Here is a 16,483-nt window from a genome sequence, read left to right as displayed (position 1 = left end):
CCCTCAGCGCGACGGCGTCGCCAGACGGCGGCGCAGCCAGCGCATCAGCGCGCCGATCAGCGGCAGCTTCTCGTGCAGTTCCTCGGCCGCGTCCCAGTAGTCGCGGTGGACCGCGATGCGCCCGTTCGCGTCGAGCTTCAGGTGTGAGGCGCCGCGGATGCACTGGCGCGCACTGCCGTCCGGCGCGCGCCGCAGGGTGGTCGACTCGAACACAAAATCCCAGGTCAGGAAGGCGTCGTCGCCCTGCACCACCGCATCACGCACGATGAAGCGCGGTGCGGTCATGGTGTCGAACATGTGGCCGAAGATGGCGGCGATGGCCGGTGGGCCGCGGACCTCGTTGAACGGGTCCTTGAAGACCGCATCGGGCGTGTAGATGGCGTCGATGCGCGCCAGCTCGGCGCGGCTCAGTTGCTCGAAATAGCCGATCAACACGGCCATGCGTGGATCCGGGTGGCGTGCAGCGGCGCTCATCTCACAGTCCCGTCGCCTTGCGGATGGCCTTGAAGTACAGCCCCGGCGGCAGCAGGCCCAGCAGCTTGAGCGTCCAGGTGAAACGCTTGGGGAAATGGATCTCGAAGTCGCCCCGCGCCCAGCCGGCCAGCATCGCATCGGCCGCAGCGGCTGGCGAGATCAGCGCGGGCATGCGGAACTCGTTCTGCGCGGTCAGCGGCGTCTCCACGAAGCCCGGGTTGACGACCGACACGCCGATGCCGCGGTCGCTCAGGTCCAGGTAGAGGACCTCGGCCAGGTTCTGCAGCGCCGCCTTGGTCGGACCATAGGCCAGCGCCTGTGGCAGGCCACGGTAGCCGGCCACGCTGGAGATCAGGCTCAGGTGTCCGCTGCCCTGCTGCAGCAGCACCGGCAAGACGGCATCGAGCAGGTGCAGCGCGCCCACGTAGTTGACCTGCTGGTGGCGCAGCATGTCGGCCAGGTCGAACGCGGTGGCCCGTTGCGCACGGTAGGTGCCGGCGCAGTAGACGACCAGGTCGATGCGGCCCCAGCGGGCCCGGATGGTGTCGGCCGCACCGGCCAGCACGCCCGGCTCGGTGACATCCAGCGGCAGCACCAGCGCGTCGCGGTGGCGCTGCCCGAAGGCGGCCAGCGCCTCGCCATCGCGGGCCGACACCGCCACATGTGCGCCGCGCTCGGCCAAGCGCTCGGCACACGCCCGGCCGATGCCGGTGGAGGCGCCAACGAGCCACACCACGCGGTGGCGCCAGTCACTCATCGTCGGGTTCAGGGCCATCGCGTCGTTGCCTCAGGGCTTGTAGAAGGACAGGGTGACGTCACCCAGGTGGATGCCGAACTTGCTCATGGCGGCGCGGTTGAGCATGACCTGCCGATCCATCAGGTACATCCAGTCGTCGAACTGCACATCCCAGGTGCTGCCGTCGACCTTGAGGCGCAGCGTATACCGCCAGCGCAATGCGTTGCCGGCGGACTCGCCCTGCGCCTCGCCAACGACATCGTCGGCCCGGCCGATGTAGCGGCCCTCGGCGGTGCGCTGAAGGCGCCAGACGCGCCGTTCCTTCTCGCCGTCGCTGTAGACGAAGTCCTCTTCCAGCACGCCCTGGTCGCCTTGCCAGGTGCCCTTGAGCTGGACGACGAAGCGGCGTTTGACGGCGCCCGAGCGGTCGGTGAACACGCCGTGCGCGACCAGGTTGCCGTTGAAATAGTCGCGCAGATCCAGCGCGGGCGTCTCGCGGGCGTAGTCCTGCACCTGGGGTCCGGCGCAGCCCGCCAACGCCAGTGCGAGGATCAGCAGCCATCGGCGGCCCAAGGCCAGCAAGGTCGTGTTCATCGGGTCTCCAGAGAGATCAAGGGGGGTGTCGGTGGATGGATCGCCGCCGCGCAACGCCACAACAGCGCGGCAGCGGCCAGCTTGAGCAGGCAGGGCAGGACGGCGTAGGCCAGGCTCAGGGCGGTCAAGGCCGACGCATCGGTGACGCCGGGCCGGTAGCCGGCCAGGTCCAGCGCCGGCAGCACCAGACCGGCCGACAGCGCCAGGTTCATCTTGGTGGCGGCGTTCCACCAGCCGAAGCAGGCGCCCTCGCCGGCCACCTCGGCGCCCCGGTCGGCAGACCCGCCCACCGGGGGGTGGCTCACCGGCTGAGCCCGTCGTGCCACACCGGCCAGCAAGGCGCCGGGCACGGCCAGGTCGGCGCCGAGTGCCAGGCCACTGGCGGCACAGACGGCCAGGAAGCCGGCCACGTCGCCGGCACCGAGCAAGGCCGCGCCCGCAAAGGTCGCCACCGCCAGCAGCATGCCGGCCAGCCAGGCGCTGACCAGGCCCTGCAGGGCCACCAGGCGCAGCCACAACGGCAAAGACAGGGCGCCGGCGGCGAAGTAGATCGCCAAGAAGGCGCCTTCCCAGGCCGGCGCCTGCAGCCGGTCGCGCACGAAGAACAGCACCAGCGTCGCCGGAATCGCACTGGCAATGCCGTTGAGCATGTAGACCGCCAGCAGCGGCCGGAAACCTGCCAAGGCCCACGGAGAGGCCGGCTTGCCGCCGCTGGAACCTGACCGGGCCGCAGGGCGGACGGCGCTGGGCACGTCCGGCACCGAACGCAAGGCCCACCAGCCACCCAGCAGCAGCAGCGCCAGCAGGCCGGCGGTGACGTCCAGCCCGGCCAGGGACGGCAGCACGCTGGCCACCATCACGCCCAGCAGCGCCGCGCCCTCTCGCCACGCGACCCGCCGGGCCTGCGCCAGGTCACTGCCGCCGAGCCGTGCGCCCCACGCCTGGTGGACGATGCTGGCTAGGCTGTAGGCCAGGTAGGTCAGCACGAGGCCCGCGCCGCACCAGAGCAGCAAGCGGGGCACGCTGGCGCCAGACGGTGCGTGGAACAGGGCCCAGAAGCCGGCCGCCATCAAGGCCGCACACAGACCAATGACCTGCCAGGCGCGCCGGCCCGGCTGGTCAAGCAGCCGGTCTGCCAGCCGACCGAGCGCCGGGTCGAGCACCGCGTCGGCCAGCCGCACCGCCAGCAGCAGCAGGCCCAGCGCCGCCAGCGGCACCGCATGCCGGTCGGCATAGTGGTGCGGCAGCAGCACGTAGAGCGGCAGGGCGATGAAGGCCAGCGGCAGGCCCAGCAGGCCATAGCCGAGGCCGGTCCGCCGTGCGGTCGGCGCGGTCCGCTCTTGCTGCTCTTCTGGCTCTTTCGGCTCTTGCAGCATCAACGCGACGCCGTCTCAAGCCCGAGGAGCTGCGCGCGCAGCACCGGCTCGCGGCTCGCCGAGGACAGCCAGATGCCGAAGAACAGCCGTGCGAAGCGCCGCTCGCCGACCTCACCGGTGACCCGTCCGTTGTGCAGGAACTGCACGCCACGACCCGGCCGGTGCAGGCCGACGAGGCGGTCACCGGGCGCGACATCGGGGAAGGCCACGCGCATGGCCTGCAGCCACTCCTGCCCCTCCGCCGCCGAGACCACCTCCAGCCGCCGCATCTCGTCGAGCGAACGCTCGGCGATGGCCTTGCCTTCGAGCCGGCGCGCATAGGCCAGCTCCAGCGCGTAGGGCCGGCTGGCCAGGTCGTCGTCCTGGCGCAGCGGCGTGCCGCTCCACAGCCGCGCGTCATAGACATGCAGGCCGAACCAGCGAAAGCGCATGCCACCTTGCAAGCGAGCGTCCGGCAGGGCGTCGCCGATTTCGATCGGCATCACCGGCGGCGTGTTGGCGAACGCCGGCATCGGTCGGGTAACAGCGGCGACAGCGGCGACAGCGCCGAGCAGGGTCAGCGTCTGCAGGGCGCGTCGGCGGTCGACACGCAACGAGGTCGAGCGGCTCACGACGGCCGCCGCAACGTGAACTGGACGACGTCGGTGCTGCCCGCGTCGAAGGCGGCCTCGCAGTAGGCGAGGTAGAAGTCCCAGGTCCGGATGAAGCGGGTGTCGAAGCCGAGGCTGCGGACCGCTTCATCTTCGGCCAGGAACATCGCCCGCCAGCGCCGCAGCGTCTCGGCGTAGTCGGGTCCGAAGGCCATTTGCTGCTCCACCACCAGACCCGCCCGCTCGGCCGCGAGCCGGAACTCCTTCGGGCTGGGCAGGAGGCCGCCGGGAAAGATGTACTGCTGGATGAAGTCGGTCGAGCGCACGTAGCGGTCGAACAGATCGTCATGGATCGTGATGCTCTGGATGCAGGCACGGCCACCCGGCTTCAGGCAGCGCCGCACGGTCTCGAAGTAGCTCGGCCAGTAGTCGCGGCCGACCGCCTCGAACATCTCGATGGAGACGAGCGCATCGAAGGGCTCGTCGGTGATGTCGCGGTAGTCCTGCAGGCGCAGGTCGGCGCGGCCGGCCAGTCCTGCATCGGCCAGGCGGCGTTGGGCCCAGGCCAGCTGCTCGGTCGACAGCGTCACACCTGTCAGCAGTGCGCCGCTGCGTGCCGCCGTCTCGGCCACGGCGCCCCAGCCGCAGCCGATTTCCAGCACGCGCGAACCGGGCACGACACCCGCCTCGTCGAGCGCCCGGCGCATCTTCGCCTGCTGGGCGACTTCCAGCGACTGGCCAAAGCCCTGCGCGAACCAGGCGCTCGAATAGTTCATCGACCGGTCCAGCCAGCGCTCGTAGAAGGCATTGCCCAGGTCGTAGTGGGCGTGGATGTTGCGCCGGCTGCCGCGCCGGCTGTTGCGGTTGAGCAGGTGCTTGAGGCGGTACAGCAGGCTGCCCCAGCGGCTGCCGTAGACGACCCGCTCGATGGCCTCGCGGTTGACCAGGAAGAAACGCAGCAGGCCGGGCAGGTCACGCGTGGCCCACCGTCCGTCGATGAAAGCTTCGGCCAGGCCGATGTCGCCCGACTTGAGCACCGAGGCGCAGACCGACCAGTCGTGGATGCGCAGCGACGCGTGAGGCGCCTCGCCGTGGCCAACCCGCAGCAGCTGGCCATCGGGCAGGTGCAGCTCGATCGAGCCATGGCGGATCTGGCGCAGGCAGCGCAGCACCGTGCGTGCGGCCAGCGGCAGGCGCGGCAGCAACGTGTCGAGGTCGATGGCACGCGGCGGGGCGGCACGGTCGGCGGTCAGGGCGGTGTCGAGCATGGCGGGTTTCGGCGAAGGCAAGGGCGGGGGCGGGCGGGAGGGGAGCGCTCGGTCAGGCCTCAACGGCTGATCGGCATCGACGGCGGTTCGGGCTTGCGGAAAAAGGGCACCTGCTTGAGCCACAAGCGCAGCGCCTGCCAGTGGATGCGCGCCATGACGCCCAGCGTCAGCAGCGGCATCGCCAGCCAGGCACGCCAGAGCTGGCGCGGCGTCAGCGGCAACAGCTCGCCACTGATGCGGGTCTCGATCAGCGGGCCCTGGGCGTCGTCGTGGTCGACCCGGGCGATCAGGCGGGCGGGCCGCGACGGCTCTTCCGCGCTGCGCAGGAAACGGAAGCGGTAGTGGCCTTCCACGGCACAGAAGGGCGAGACATGGAAGACCTTGCGCGCCGTGACCTCGCGGCCCCAGCCCAGGGTCTCGCCCTGCAGCAGGTAGGCATGGCGTTCGCCGAAGGTGTTGTTGACCTCGGCCAGCACGGCCACCAGCCGTCCATCCGCCGCATGGGCGTACCAGAAGCTCACCGGCTTGAAGGTGTAGCCAAGCACACGCGGGTAGGTCTGCAGCCAGATCTCGCCGCCGTCGAGGTCGGCATCGGCAATGCCCTCGCGGCGCAGCAGCGCGTCGATCCACGCCAGCGCATCGCCATCGCCTTCGCCATGGTCGGCATCGCGAAAGCTCATCAGCGCGGCGCGGTTGCGGGCGATGGCACCACCGGGGTGGCGGGCCCAGGCGCGCAGCGGCAGCATCAGCATCCAGGTCGGGTAGCGGAAGCTGTGCAAGGTCGGCCGCAGCCGTGTGTGCGTGACCTCGCCGCGCAACAGCAGGGGCGCGTGGCGGGGCACCGCCGTGGTCATGCGGCCAGCCTTTCGGCCGGGGCTGCACGCGCCGGATCGATCGTCGCGCGCAAGGCGCCGGCCACCGCCAGGCCGGACTTCAGGCCGTCCTCATGGAAGCCGTAGCCGGTCCAGGCACCGCAGAACCAGGTGTGGCGCTGGCCTTGCAGCGACGGCACGCGGCGCTGGGCCTCTATCGCGGCGAGGTCAAACACCGGGTGCGCATAGTCGTAGGTGCCCAGCACCTGATCGGGACGCGGCGGGCGCACCGGGTTCAGCGAGACGATCACCGGCTGCGCGAACGGCAGGGGCTGCAGGCGGTTGATCAGGTAGTGCAGACAGACCGCCGAGGACTCGCCGCCGTCGCCACCGTGTTCGTAGTTCCAGGCCGCCCAAGCCCGCGGACGGCGCGGCAGCAGGGACACGTCGGTGTGCAGCACGGCCCGGTTCGGGTGGTAAGCGATGGCACCCAGCACCTCGCGCTCGGCGGGGCTGGCGTCGTCGCCCAGGATGCGCAGGGCCTGGTCGCTGTGGCAGGCGAACACGACCTCGTCGAAGCGTTCACTGCCGTGCGCGCTGTGCACCTGCACACCGCCGGCATCCAGCCGTCGCACCGCCTGAACCGGCGTTGCCAGCCGGACCGTGCCGAGTTGCGCACGCATGCGCTGCACGTATTCGCGCGAGCCGCCGCTCACCGTGTGCCACTGCGGCCGGTCGTTGACCTGCAGCAGGCCGTGGTTGTGACAAAAGCGGATCAAGGTGCCGATCGGGAAGCGCAGCATCTGCTCGGTCGGGCAGGACCAGATGCAGCCGATCATTGGCAGCAGGTACCAGCGCCGGAATGCATCGCCGAAGCGGTTCTCGTCGAGGAAGTCGCCGATGGACTGGGCCAGCGTCTGGTCGCCACCGCCCTCGGCCAGCGCCGTCGTCAGGCGGTTGAAGCGCAGCAGTTCCCGAAGCATGCCGAGGAAGGCCGGCCGCAGCAGGTTGCGGCGCTGGGCAAAGACGCCATCGAGGTTGCTGCCGCTCCACTCCAGCCCGTCAGCCACCGACTGGACCGAAAAGGACATGTCGGATGCGGCCAGCGGCACTTGCAGTTGGTCGAACAGGCGGACCAGGTTCGGATAGGTGCGCGGGTTGAAGACGAGGAAGCCGGTATCGACGCCATGCGTGACCGGCCGCCCGCTGGCGTCGGGCAACGTCACGTCGACCGTGTGGGCATGCCCGCCGAGCGTTGCGCCGGACTCGAACAGCGTGACCTGGAAATCAGCCCGGCCGTCCGGTCCGCCCAGTTGCCAGGCGGTGGCCAGACCGGAGATGCCGGCGCCGACGACGGCGACGCGCCTCATCGGGCGCCCCCGCCGGACATGAAGGCAACCGTGCAGCAACCCGAAGCGAACGAGGGAGGGAGGGAGGAGGAGAGACGCTTCGAGCGGGCCATCGGCAGGGCCGACCGTCTGCACGGTTGAAAACGAAAGGGTGTGGCCGTCATGAAGGGGCTGTACGCAGCGACCGTCCTGACGGATGCAGGCGAACCCTCCTCGGCGCGCCCTACCCTGTCGATGATTCGTCCATGCATGGGAAGTTCCCTCGTGTTGCGTTTCGTTGGGTTTTCATCGTCTGCCGATGATCCTGACAGGGCCCGTCAGCTTGGACAAGCCGGCCGGATTCGGGACAACGACCAGCTTTTGTCCTGGTCAGATTGGTCTCTGGTGGCTATATTAGGCAGGAATCGAAGGTCTTTCAATGGATTGTCCAAGACATTTGAAGACCACTTTTCGCGCAGGCGCAGCTTGACGCCCCACCTCATCCGAGACGCCGACCATGAGCGCCGAACTCAGTCCCCACCGTCTGTCCATGACAATCGCAGCCGTCGAGCGCGACACCCGCATCGGCAAGGACACCCTGCGGGTCTGGGAGCGCCGCTACGGCTTCCCGCAGCCGGTGCGCGACGCCAACGGTGAGCGGCTGTACCCGCCCGAGCAGGTCGAACGGCTGCGCCACATCAAGCGCCTGCTGGACGCCGGACACCGGCCCGGGCGCATCGTCGGGCTGGGTCTGGAGGACCTGCTGCTGCTGGGCGGCAACACGGGCGCGACCGCCCTGCGCAGCATCGGTGCCGAGGACCGCGACCCGACCGATGTCGAACGCCTGATCGCACTGCTGCGCCGCCACGAGATCGGCGCGCTGCGGCGCTCGCTTGGCCAGTCGCTGCTGCGGCTGGGGCTTGAACGCTTCGTGCTCGACCTGGTTGTTCCGATGCTGTCGGAGATCGGCCACGCCTGGTCGCACGGCCAGCTGGAGATCTTCGAGGAACACATCGCCAGCGAGGTGCTCGAGACCGTGCTGCGCTCGGCCATCGCCGCCGGGCCCGATTCCGGCGTCAGCGCCCGGCCACGCGTGCTGCTGGCCACCGCTTCATTCGAGAACCACGGCCTGGGCTTGCTCATGGCCGAGGCGGTCTTCCTGGTGCGCGGCTGCTTCAACATGAGCCTGGGCCGGCAGACGCCGATGCGCGACATCCTGCTGGCGGCCCAGGCCCATCAGGCCGATCTCGTGGCGATGAGCTTCAGCGCCGCCAGCAACCCCAATCAGGCCCTCGACTGCCTGGCCGAGATGCGCAAGATGCTGCCGCCCCAGATCGAGATCTGGGCCGGCACGCCGCTTCAGGCCATGCAGCGCCGCAGCCCGGACGGCATCGTCACGATGGGCCGACTGGACGCCCTGCCGATCGAACTGGACCGCTGGCGGGCCGAACACCTCTGATCGTCCTTCCGGACCGCTGGGCCTGCCTGCCACGGACGTTCAGAGTTTTCCAACGGTTGCGTCAAGGTCGGTGAACTGCGTGGTGGGTGCACGCACCTAAGCTTCAGTTCATTGAAGCCTGCGTTTCGACGCGCCATTCCCGCCATGTCCGTTGCCACCGCCACCTCTGCCCCGCCGACCGCCGGTCGCACCGGACGTTACGGCTTGGTCGCCATCGCACTGCACTGGCTGCTGGCGCTGGCCATCGTGGGGGCCTTCAGTGTCGGCGTGTACATGACCGACCTGCCCTTCTCGCCTGCCCGCCTGAAGCTCTACAACTGGCACAAGTGGGCGGGGGTCACGATCCTGGCGTTGTCGGCGCTGCGGCTGCTGTGGCGCCTGATGAACCGCCCGCCGGAACTGCCGGCCAGCGTCACCGCAGCCATGCCCGCCTGGCAGCAGAAGGCCCACCACGGCACCCATCACCTGATGTACCTGCTGTTCTTCGCCGTGCCGCTGACGGGCTGGGCCTACAGCTCGGCGGCCGGCTTCCCGATCGTCTGGTTCGGCGTGCTGCCGCTGCCCGACTTCGTGCCGGTCAGCAAGGAACTGGCCGAGCTGATCAAGCCGCTGCACAAGCTCGCCGCCGTCAGCCTGGCCGCACTCGTCGTGTTGCATGTGGCCGCCGCCATGAAGCACCAGATCATCGACCGCGACCGCCTGCTCGGTCGCATGGGCATCGGCCCGGTCTGAACCGGCCCACGGCCCACCACACAGGAATCGCCATGACGTCCTTGCGCCTCTTCACCTCGCTCACCGCCGTCGCCGCGTTCGGCGCCGCCACCCTGATCGCCATGCCGGCCGAGGCCGCACCGGTGGTCGACGCCGCCAAGAGCGACGTCAGCTTCGCCATCAAGCAGATGGGCGTGCCCGTCGAGGGTCGCTTCAAGAAGTTCGATGCCCAGCTGGCGTTCGACCCGAAGAAGCCCGAGACCGGCAAGGTCGCCTTCACCATCGACCTCGGCAGCGCCACGATGGGCTCGCCCGAGACCGACGTCGAACTGCCTAAGGCCACCTGGTTCAACACGCCGAAGTTCCCGCAGGCAACCTTCCAGTCCAGTGCCATCAAGGGCCTGGGCGGCGGCAAGTACGAGGTCGCCGGCAAGCTCAGCATCAAGGGCGCCACCAAGGACGTCATCGTGCCCGTGACTCTCAGCGCCACCGGTGCCACCGCCACGGCCACCGGCACCTTCGCCATCAAGCGCCTGGACTTCAAGATCGGCGACGGCGACTGGTCCGACACCTCGATGGTCGCCAACGACGTCACCGTCAAGTTCAAGCTGCAGATCAGTGGCCTCGGCGCGCTCTGATCCACGCCTTCCAGATTCCCTGCTTCTCCTCTCCCGACCAACCCCAGCCTCCCCGGAGTCACCGATGAAGAAAACCCTCCTTGCCCTCGCCGCCCTGGCCCTGTCTGGCGCCGCCCTGGCCGCCCCGTCGACCTACGCGATCGACCCGAGCCATACCTACGTGACCTTCGAGATCGGTCACTTCGGCACCAGCACCAACCGCGGCCGCTTCGACAAGAAGGAAGGCACCGTCGAACTCGACCGCGCCGCCAAGACCGGCAAGGCCGACATCACCGTCGACGTCACCTCGGTCAACTCGGGCTTCGCGCAGTTCAACACCCACCTGAAGAGCGCCGAGATCCTGAACGCCGAGAAGTTTCCGACCGCTCGCTTCGTCAGCGACAAGTTCGTCTTCAACGGCGACAAGGTCACCGAGGTCACCGGCCAGTTCACGCTGATGGGCAAGACCCAGCCGATCACGCTGAAGGCGTCGCAGTTCAACTGCTACGACAACCCGATGCTCAAGCGCGAAGTCTGCGGCGGCGACTTCACCGCCGACATCAAGCGCAGCCTGTGGGACGTCAAGTACGGCCTGGACTGGGGCTTCCCGGACAACATGCGCCTCGTGATCCAGATCGAAGCCGTCAAGCAGTGATGCCTCAGTGATGCCTCAGTGATGCCTCGGGGCCCGCGCGGCCCCGACTCAGACCGCACACGGACGCAAAAAAGGGCACTGCCGTTCAGGCAGTGCCCTTTTTCCATGTGACCTTGTCTCGCGGGACCTGTCCAGGTCGGGACCGGGCGCGCTGCCCGGCCGCAACAACCGGATCAGTGTGCGGCGTTCAGGTTGCGGCGACGCAGGCCGGCCGTCGGCATGCGCTTGACCGAACGTGCCAGCCAGGCCAGCGGCCAACCCAGCACCACCACCGCCGAAGCCACGACGGCCGCCGCCAACAGCGCAGGCGTGCAGACCAACACCAGCGACAAGCGCACCAGACCAGCCAGCGTGGCGAGAGTGGACAGGTCGGGTTGGTTGGATGTGCTGTTCATGTTGACTCCAAACGTGGTGGGGAGGGTCAGTCGACGCAACGGGTCATGCGCCTGGGTCACCTTGAACTGCGTGATCCCGAAGACCCGAATATATGCGCCATATCGCCCACTGTCACAGAAATCGTGATCCAGGTCATGAATGAAGGCTGATGTCAGCTTTTTTCAGATTGACGACCATGTGACTGTCGCCCGCCGGCGACAAGAGCGTCCCCGCGCGGCAGTTGTCCGCAGGATTCCACGATCACAACGGATGGTTACCCCCTCGACCCGGGGATCTGGCCATCTCGCCGTTGACCCTGATGCTCGCGGGGCCAGCGTGAAAAGTTGTGAAGCAGAACTGCACAGACCGCATCCGAACCGATGTACTTCAATTCGTAACTGGTTATTCTTCCCATTTTTTTAGGCCGGAATGGGGCCGAATCCGCAGTGCGCCCCAGAAACCGGGCCCGACGGCCGTGTGAAATCGTTCACACCGCGCGAAACGACGCAGCCCCGCTCGTCACAGGGCTGAAACATCGGGGCAGGCATGGGAGGAATGGCGCCGTGACTGACACCGCCGGATCGGGTGTCGGCCGGATCGGACCGGCGGCGCAGGAGGGTGATGTCCCAGGAGGGTGATGTCCCAGGAGCCGGCGTGCGGCTCGAAGAGGGAGGAAACGCTGGAGCGTCGCGCCAGGCGCGGCGCGGGGACGATCAGCGCTTGCGGTCCATGCGCTGGGCCAGTGCCTGGCTGCGCAGATCAAAGCCGACACGGCCGTAGTCGAAGGACTCGTGCTTGTGACCCTTGTCGGTCGGGCGCTCCGGCGTCAGCGGGCGGCGCGGGGCAGGCTGTTCGGTGCGAAGGAGGTGTTTCATGGCAATGGGAGACATGGTGGGTGATCCTTCCGCTCGGCTGGACATCTGGGGCCAGTCCTTGCGACATGGCCCTACAACGACGTGCCCACGCTGGCGGATGACAGGTTTCAGGCCAGGAACATGTAAGCGCCTGCGACGCCCCACCCAAGGGCAAACACTGAGGCGTTTCCACCGTTCACTCGTTTACTAAACGAATTCCGAATCGCAAACTGGTGACGTGAACCGGAACGACACCCTCACCCTGCGCTGGCCACATGGCCAGGCCCACTGGCAGTCGCTGGGCGGCATGCTGGGCCCTGTGACCTTCGAGGCACCCGGCCACGCGCCCTTCCAGCCCCTGCAGGTCGCCCCCTGGGCCGACGAGCCTGGCGCGGACGCCTTGCCCGGCATCGTCCGGCGCCTGCGTGGCGAGTGGCCCTGTGTGCCCTTCGGCCGCACCGACCGCGTCGACGGCCTGCCGCCCGGCTGGACGCCCCGCGCGCCCGGCGACGATTGGGGTCACGGCTACGCCTCGCACCACGACTGGACGCCGGTCGAGCTGGCCGAACCCACCGCCTTGCGACAGACCATCGAGCTGCCCGCCAGCCAGCCGATCGAGCGCCTGACCCGCACCTTGCGCGCCGACCCCGCTGCGCCGACGCTGCACCTGGACCTGGCGATGCAGGCCCGCGCCGCCTGCACCTTGCCGGTCTCGCTGCACCCGACGCTGCGGCTGGACCTGGGCCGGGTCGCCTTCGACATCCGCCACGCCGGACCGGCGCTCAGCTACCCGGTGCCGGCCGAGCCCTCGTCGCGCTTGCGGCCGGATGCCCGCTTCGACCGCCTGTCCGACGCACCCGCCGCCGACGGCAGTCGGATCGACCTCGCCCGCATGCCGCAGCCGGTTGACAGCGAGGAGCTGCTGCAGCTGATGGCGGTCGACGGCCCGGTGCGGGCCCACTACCTCGACGCCGGCTGGACCGTGGAGCTGGACTGGGACCACACGCTGCTGCCCGACCTGATGGTCTGGGTCAGCCACCGCGGCCGCCCTCAGCCCCCCTGGAACAGCCGCCACTGGGCGATCGGGCTGGAGCCGGTCGGCGGCGTCTTCGACCTCGGTCGCGTCGCCACGCCACCTGCGGATCACCCGCTGGCCAGCCGCACCGGCCTGAGCTTTGGGGCTGGCCAGACCCTGCACCTCGCCAGCCGCATCAGCGCCTGGCCGATGACCCCGGCGGAGCGTGCGCGATGGGCGTGACCATCCGCGACGTCGCCGCCGCCGCCGGCGTGTCCATCGGCACCGTCTCGCGGGCGCTGAAGAACCAGCGCGGCCTGTCCGACGACACCCGCAAGCACGTCCGGCAAGTCGCCCGTGACCTCGGTTACGACGCCAGCCGGCTGCGCTCGGGCCGAGCCCAGCGCCTGGTCTTCCTGGTCCACCGCCACCACAGCAGCTTTGCGCTCAATCCCTTCTTTTCGCTGGTGATGCACGGGGTCGAGGAAGCCTGCCGGACCTATGGCGTCGCGCCCACGCTGCTGGCCGCCGGGCCGGCCGATCCGGTGCGCGACCAGCTGCGCCTGCACGAGCCCGATGCGCTGATCGCCGCCGGCTACTTCGAGGCCGAGCTGCTGGCCCTGCTTGGCGGCCTGGACCTGCCGATGGCGCTGATCGACTCGTGGCTGCCCGGCTGCCCGTCGGTCAACCCGGACAACGTCGGCGGTGGCTACCTCGCCACCCGCCACCTGCTCGACCTGGGCCGCCGCCGCATCGCCTACCTGGCTGGCTCGCTGGCCCACTACAGCCTGCGCGAACGTGAACGCGGCTACCGACGCGCGCTCTACGAGGCCGGCGTGCTGGCCGACCCGGACCTGGAGGTCGTCGCCCCGCCCGGCCTGGATGTCAAGGCCGGCGCCGAGGCCGGCATGCGCGCGCTGCTGAAGTTGCGCCAGCGCCCCGATGCGGTCTTCGCCTGCAACGACACCACCGCGCTGGCGGCCCTGCGGGTCTGCCAGGCCGCCGGGCTGCGTGTGCCCGAGGACATCGCCATCGTCGGCTTCGACGACATCCCCGAGGCCTCTTACGCGCCCGTGCCGCTGACCACGCTGCGGGTCGACAAGGAGGCGCTCGGCCGCGCCGGTGTCGAGCTGATCGTGCACGGCGAGGACCTGCCGCTGGAGACCGTGCACCCGGTCGAGCTGGTCGTGCGGGCCAGCAGCGTCGTTGGCAACCACAGCAGCAACAACAACAGCAACAACAGCAGCAGCGGCACCCACCACAACACCGGCGCCGCGGCCTGACCGCCGGCGACCGTTTCCGTCCACCCACCCACACCAGGAGCATCACCATGCGTTGGGGATTCATCGGCGCCAGCAACATCGCCGAACGTGTTGCCGCCTCGCTGCGCAAGCTGCCGGGCCAGACCTTCGTCGGCGTGTGCTCGCGCAGCGCCGAACGGGCCGCGCAATTCGCGCGCGATCAGGGTTTCGAGGCGGGTCACACCGACCTCGATGCCCTGCTGTCGCAAGGCCTGGACGCGGTCTACATCAGCTCGACCAATGAGCAGCATCACGCCCAGACGATGGCCGCGCTGGCGGCGGGCTGCCATGTGATGTGCGAGAAGCCGATCGCCATGTCGCTGGCCCATGCCGCCGAGATGGTCGACGCCGCGCAGCGTGCCGGCAAGGTGCTGGGCACCAACCACCACCTGCGCGCCCAGGCCACCCACCAAGCCATGCGCCAGATGATTGCCGACGGCAAGATCGGCCGTGTGCACGGCGTGCAGGTCTCGCACGCGGTCTACCTGCCGCCCCATCTGCAGGGCTGGCGACTGAGCGCGCCGGAGGCCGGCGGCGGCGTGGTGCTCGACATCCTCGTGCACGACGCCGACCTGCTGCGCTTCCTGCTCGGCCGCGAGGCCCGCCGCATCACCACCGTGACGCAGCGCAACGGCATGGCGCAGGGCGCGCTGGAGGACGGCGCGATGAACCTGATCGAGTTCGACGACGGCATCCTGGCGCAGACCCACGAGTCTTTCGTCGCCCGCGACGCGATGACGCGGTTGCACGTGCTCGGCACCGAGGGCAGCCTCTACGCCGAAGGCTCGCTGAGCCAGGCCGGCGAGGCCACGCTGAGCTGGCGCCACGACGGCCAGGTCGAACACTTGCCCATGCCCAAGGTCGATCTCTACGAGGTCGGCTTCGGCGCCTTCGTGCGCGCCTGCGCCGGACAAGGCCAGCCGCTGGCCACCGGCGCGGACGGCGAACGCTCGATGGCCATTGCACTGGCCGGCCTCGCATCGGCCGCCAGCGGACAGGCCCGGCTCATCGCCTGAGCCACCGATCCGGACAAGACCCGCAGAACCACCTGGAGACCGCCATGGAAGCCTGGATGAACGACGTGCCGCGTGCCGTCACCGAGACCCAACGCCGGCTGCGCGCCGAGGTGCCCGACCTCGCCGGCCGCCACCGCCTGCTGACCGAAGCCCTGCGCGACGAGGTCAGCGCGATCCGCGCCGAGCAGGCCCAGGGCGGCGCGGTGCCGCAGATCGCCTATGCCGACGTGGCGGCGGGCACCGTCTCGGCGGCCGACATCGCACGCATCAAGCGGCGCGGCTGCGTGGTCATCCGCGGCGTGCATGAGCGGGCCCAGGTCGAGGCCTGGAACGACGAAGCGGTCCGCTACATCGACGAGGTCCGCTACCTCGAACGCATGAAGGACAAGGCCGGGCTGGACCAGTACTTCAGCGCGTTGGCCTCCAGCCGGCCGCAGATCTACAGCCTCTACTGGTCCAAGCCGCAGATGATGGCGCGCCAGAACCCAACGCTGGCGACGACACGCAGCTGGCTCAACCGGCTGTGGACCTTCGAGAAGAACGGCACGCGCTACTTCGAGCCCGACCAGCAGTTCAACTACGCCGACCGCATCCGCCGCCGCGAACCCGGCGACAGCACGCTGGGCCTGTCGCCGCACTCGGACGGCGGCTCGGTCGAGCGCTGGTGCGAGCCGACCTTCCGGCACGTCTACCGCCATGTCTTCGAAGGCGACCCGCTGGCCTTCGACCCCTTCGACGCCGAAGGCCGCACCACCACCCGCGAGATTCCGTCACCGGCGGTCTGCTCGGCCTTCCGCACCTTCCAGGGCTGGACCGCGCTGACCCGCCAAGGCCCCGGCGACGGCACGCTGCAGCTGGTGCCGCTGGCGAAGACAACGCCGTGGATGCTGACCCGTGCGCTGCAGCCCGACGTGCCCGAGGGCGACCTCTGCGGCGCCAAGCCCGGCCGGGCGCTGGGTGCGTCGAAGCAGTGGCATCCGGAGTTGCTCGAAGGCCTCGTGCCGATCCCGCAGGTCGAGCCGGGCGACACCGTCTGGTGGCATCAGGACATCATCCACGCGGTCGAGGACCACCACCGCGGCAGCGGCTACAGCAACGTCATCTACATCGGCGCGGCGCCGTGGTGCGAGAAGAACGCGGCCTATGCGGCGCGTCAGGCCGAGGCCTTTCTGGCCGGTCGCAGCAGCCCCGACTTCGCCCCCGAACACTACGAGCTGGACTTCGCCGGCCGCGCCATGGCGTCCGACCTGAGCGAGCTGGGCCTGCGCCAGATGGGCCTGAAGGCCTGGGACTGAACGACGA

18 protein-coding genes are annotated in these 16,483 nt (G+C 69.4%); 8 read left to right on the top strand and 10 right to left on the bottom strand.

The features are described from left to right. Positions 1–3 precede the first annotated feature (3 nt). Genes EV685_RS19530 through EV685_RS19495 form a run of 8 tightly spaced genes read right to left on the bottom strand, consistent with a single transcriptional unit; the run spans position 4 to position 7,220 of the window. Positions 4–441 (bottom strand): nuclear transport factor 2 family protein, encoded by a 438-nt coding sequence (locus tag EV685_RS19530; protein WP_242615685.1) that lies wholly within the window; start codon positions 439–441, stop codon positions 4–6. Between the two features lie 34 nt (positions 442–475). Continuing rightward, positions 476–1,249 (bottom strand): SDR family NAD(P)-dependent oxidoreductase, encoded by a 774-nt coding sequence (locus tag EV685_RS19525; protein ID WP_130483743.1) that lies wholly within the window; start codon positions 1,247–1,249, stop codon positions 476–478. Between the two features lie 12 nt (positions 1,250–1,261). Then, positions 1,262–1,804 carry a DUF3833 domain-containing protein gene (locus EV685_RS19520; protein WP_130483742.1) on the bottom strand — a complete coding sequence of 181 codons (543 nt, stop codon included), beginning with the start codon at positions 1,802–1,804 and terminating at the stop codon, positions 1,262–1,264. Further along, positions 1,801–3,180, bottom strand: coding sequence for an MFS transporter (locus EV685_RS19515; protein WP_130483741.1), 1,380 nt, complete (start codon positions 3,178–3,180; stop codon positions 1,801–1,803). Before EV685_RS19515 ends, EV685_RS19520 begins: the two co-directional genes overlap by 4 nt. Beyond that, positions 3,180–3,791: a chalcone isomerase family protein gene (locus EV685_RS19510; RefSeq protein WP_130483740.1), complete on the bottom strand. Its 612-nt coding sequence runs from the start codon at positions 3,789–3,791 to the stop codon at positions 3,180–3,182. The genes EV685_RS19515 and EV685_RS19510 overlap by 1 nt, the downstream gene beginning before the upstream one ends. Next, positions 3,788–5,038, bottom strand: coding sequence for an SAM-dependent methyltransferase (locus tag EV685_RS19505; protein WP_130483739.1), 1,251 nt, complete (start codon positions 5,036–5,038; stop codon positions 3,788–3,790). Before EV685_RS19505 ends, EV685_RS19510 begins: the two co-directional genes overlap by 4 nt. A 59-nt stretch (positions 5,039–5,097) precedes the next feature. Then, a complete protein-coding gene (locus tag EV685_RS19500; protein ID WP_130483738.1) occupies positions 5,098–5,892 on the bottom strand; it encodes a DUF1365 domain-containing protein in 795 nt (264 codons plus the stop codon). Next, positions 5,889–7,220 carry an NAD(P)/FAD-dependent oxidoreductase gene (locus tag EV685_RS19495; protein ID WP_130483737.1) on the bottom strand — a complete coding sequence of 444 codons (1,332 nt, stop codon included), beginning with the start codon at positions 7,218–7,220 and terminating at the stop codon, positions 5,889–5,891. The genes EV685_RS19500 and EV685_RS19495 overlap by 4 nt, the downstream gene beginning before the upstream one ends. Positions 7,221–7,695: 475 nt before the next feature. Here EV685_RS19495 and EV685_RS19490 point away from each other — a divergent pair, with 475 nt between their 5' ends. The 4 genes from EV685_RS19490 to EV685_RS19475 all read left to right on the top strand — a co-directional run bounded on the left by EV685_RS19490 (position 7,696) and on the right by EV685_RS19475 (position 10,620). Beyond that, a complete protein-coding gene (locus EV685_RS19490; protein WP_130483736.1) occupies positions 7,696–8,637 on the top strand; it encodes a MerR family transcriptional regulator in 942 nt (313 codons plus the stop codon). Between the two features lie 144 nt (positions 8,638–8,781). After that, a complete protein-coding gene (locus EV685_RS19485; RefSeq protein ID WP_130483735.1) occupies positions 8,782–9,369 on the top strand; it encodes a cytochrome b in 588 nt (195 codons plus the stop codon). A gap of 32 nt (positions 9,370–9,401) precedes the next feature. After that, positions 9,402–9,986 (top strand): YceI family protein, encoded by a 585-nt coding sequence (locus EV685_RS19480; RefSeq protein ID WP_130483734.1) that lies wholly within the window; start codon positions 9,402–9,404, stop codon positions 9,984–9,986. A 64-nt stretch (positions 9,987–10,050) separates the two neighbouring features. After that, positions 10,051–10,620, top strand: a complete 570-nt coding sequence (locus tag EV685_RS19475) for a YceI family protein (RefSeq protein WP_130483733.1) — start codon at positions 10,051–10,053, stop codon at positions 10,618–10,620. Between the two features lie 173 nt (positions 10,621–10,793). Here EV685_RS19475 and EV685_RS19470 read toward each other — a convergent pair whose 3' ends face one another. Both EV685_RS19470 and EV685_RS20720 read right to left on the bottom strand, forming a co-directional pair. Further along, positions 10,794–11,015, bottom strand: a complete 222-nt coding sequence (locus tag EV685_RS19470; RefSeq protein WP_130483732.1) for a hypothetical protein — start codon at positions 11,013–11,015, stop codon at positions 10,794–10,796. A gap of 693 nt (positions 11,016–11,708) precedes the next feature. Continuing rightward, positions 11,709–11,870: a hypothetical protein gene (locus EV685_RS20720; RefSeq protein WP_165396871.1), complete on the bottom strand. Its 162-nt coding sequence runs from the start codon at positions 11,868–11,870 to the stop codon at positions 11,709–11,711. Between the two features lie 217 nt (positions 11,871–12,087). Here EV685_RS20720 and EV685_RS19465 point away from each other — a divergent pair, with 217 nt between their 5' ends. The 4 genes from EV685_RS19465 to EV685_RS19450 are packed head-to-tail and all read left to right on the top strand — an operon-like array spanning position 12,088 to position 16,476. Next, the gene (locus tag EV685_RS19465) at positions 12,088–13,107 is read left to right on the top strand and encodes a hypothetical protein (RefSeq protein WP_130483731.1); all 1,020 of its coding nucleotides are present in this window, start codon (positions 12,088–12,090) and stop codon (positions 13,105–13,107) included. Beyond that, entirely contained in the window at positions 13,098–14,147 is a 1,050-nt protein-coding gene (locus EV685_RS19460) for a LacI family DNA-binding transcriptional regulator (RefSeq protein WP_130483730.1), read from the top strand. Before EV685_RS19465 ends, EV685_RS19460 begins: the two co-directional genes overlap by 10 nt. A 47-nt stretch (positions 14,148–14,194) precedes the next feature. Then, the gene (locus EV685_RS19455; protein ID WP_130483729.1) at positions 14,195–15,181 is read left to right on the top strand and encodes a Gfo/Idh/MocA family protein; all 987 of its coding nucleotides are present in this window, start codon (positions 14,195–14,197) and stop codon (positions 15,179–15,181) included. A gap of 44 nt (positions 15,182–15,225) precedes the next feature. Continuing rightward, positions 15,226–16,476, top strand: a complete 1,251-nt coding sequence (locus EV685_RS19450; RefSeq protein WP_130483728.1) for a YbiU family protein — start codon at positions 15,226–15,228, stop codon at positions 16,474–16,476. Positions 16,477–16,483: the final 7 nt, after the last annotated feature.

Origin of the sequence: Sphaerotilus mobilis (genome assembly GCF_004216565.1) — a bacterium.
GTDB classification, from domain to species: domain Bacteria; phylum Pseudomonadota; class Gammaproteobacteria; order Burkholderiales; family Burkholderiaceae_C; genus Sphaerotilus; species Sphaerotilus mobilis.
Note: the sequence above shows the minus strand (reverse complement) of the source record. Positions and strands in the feature narration are given on the sequence as shown.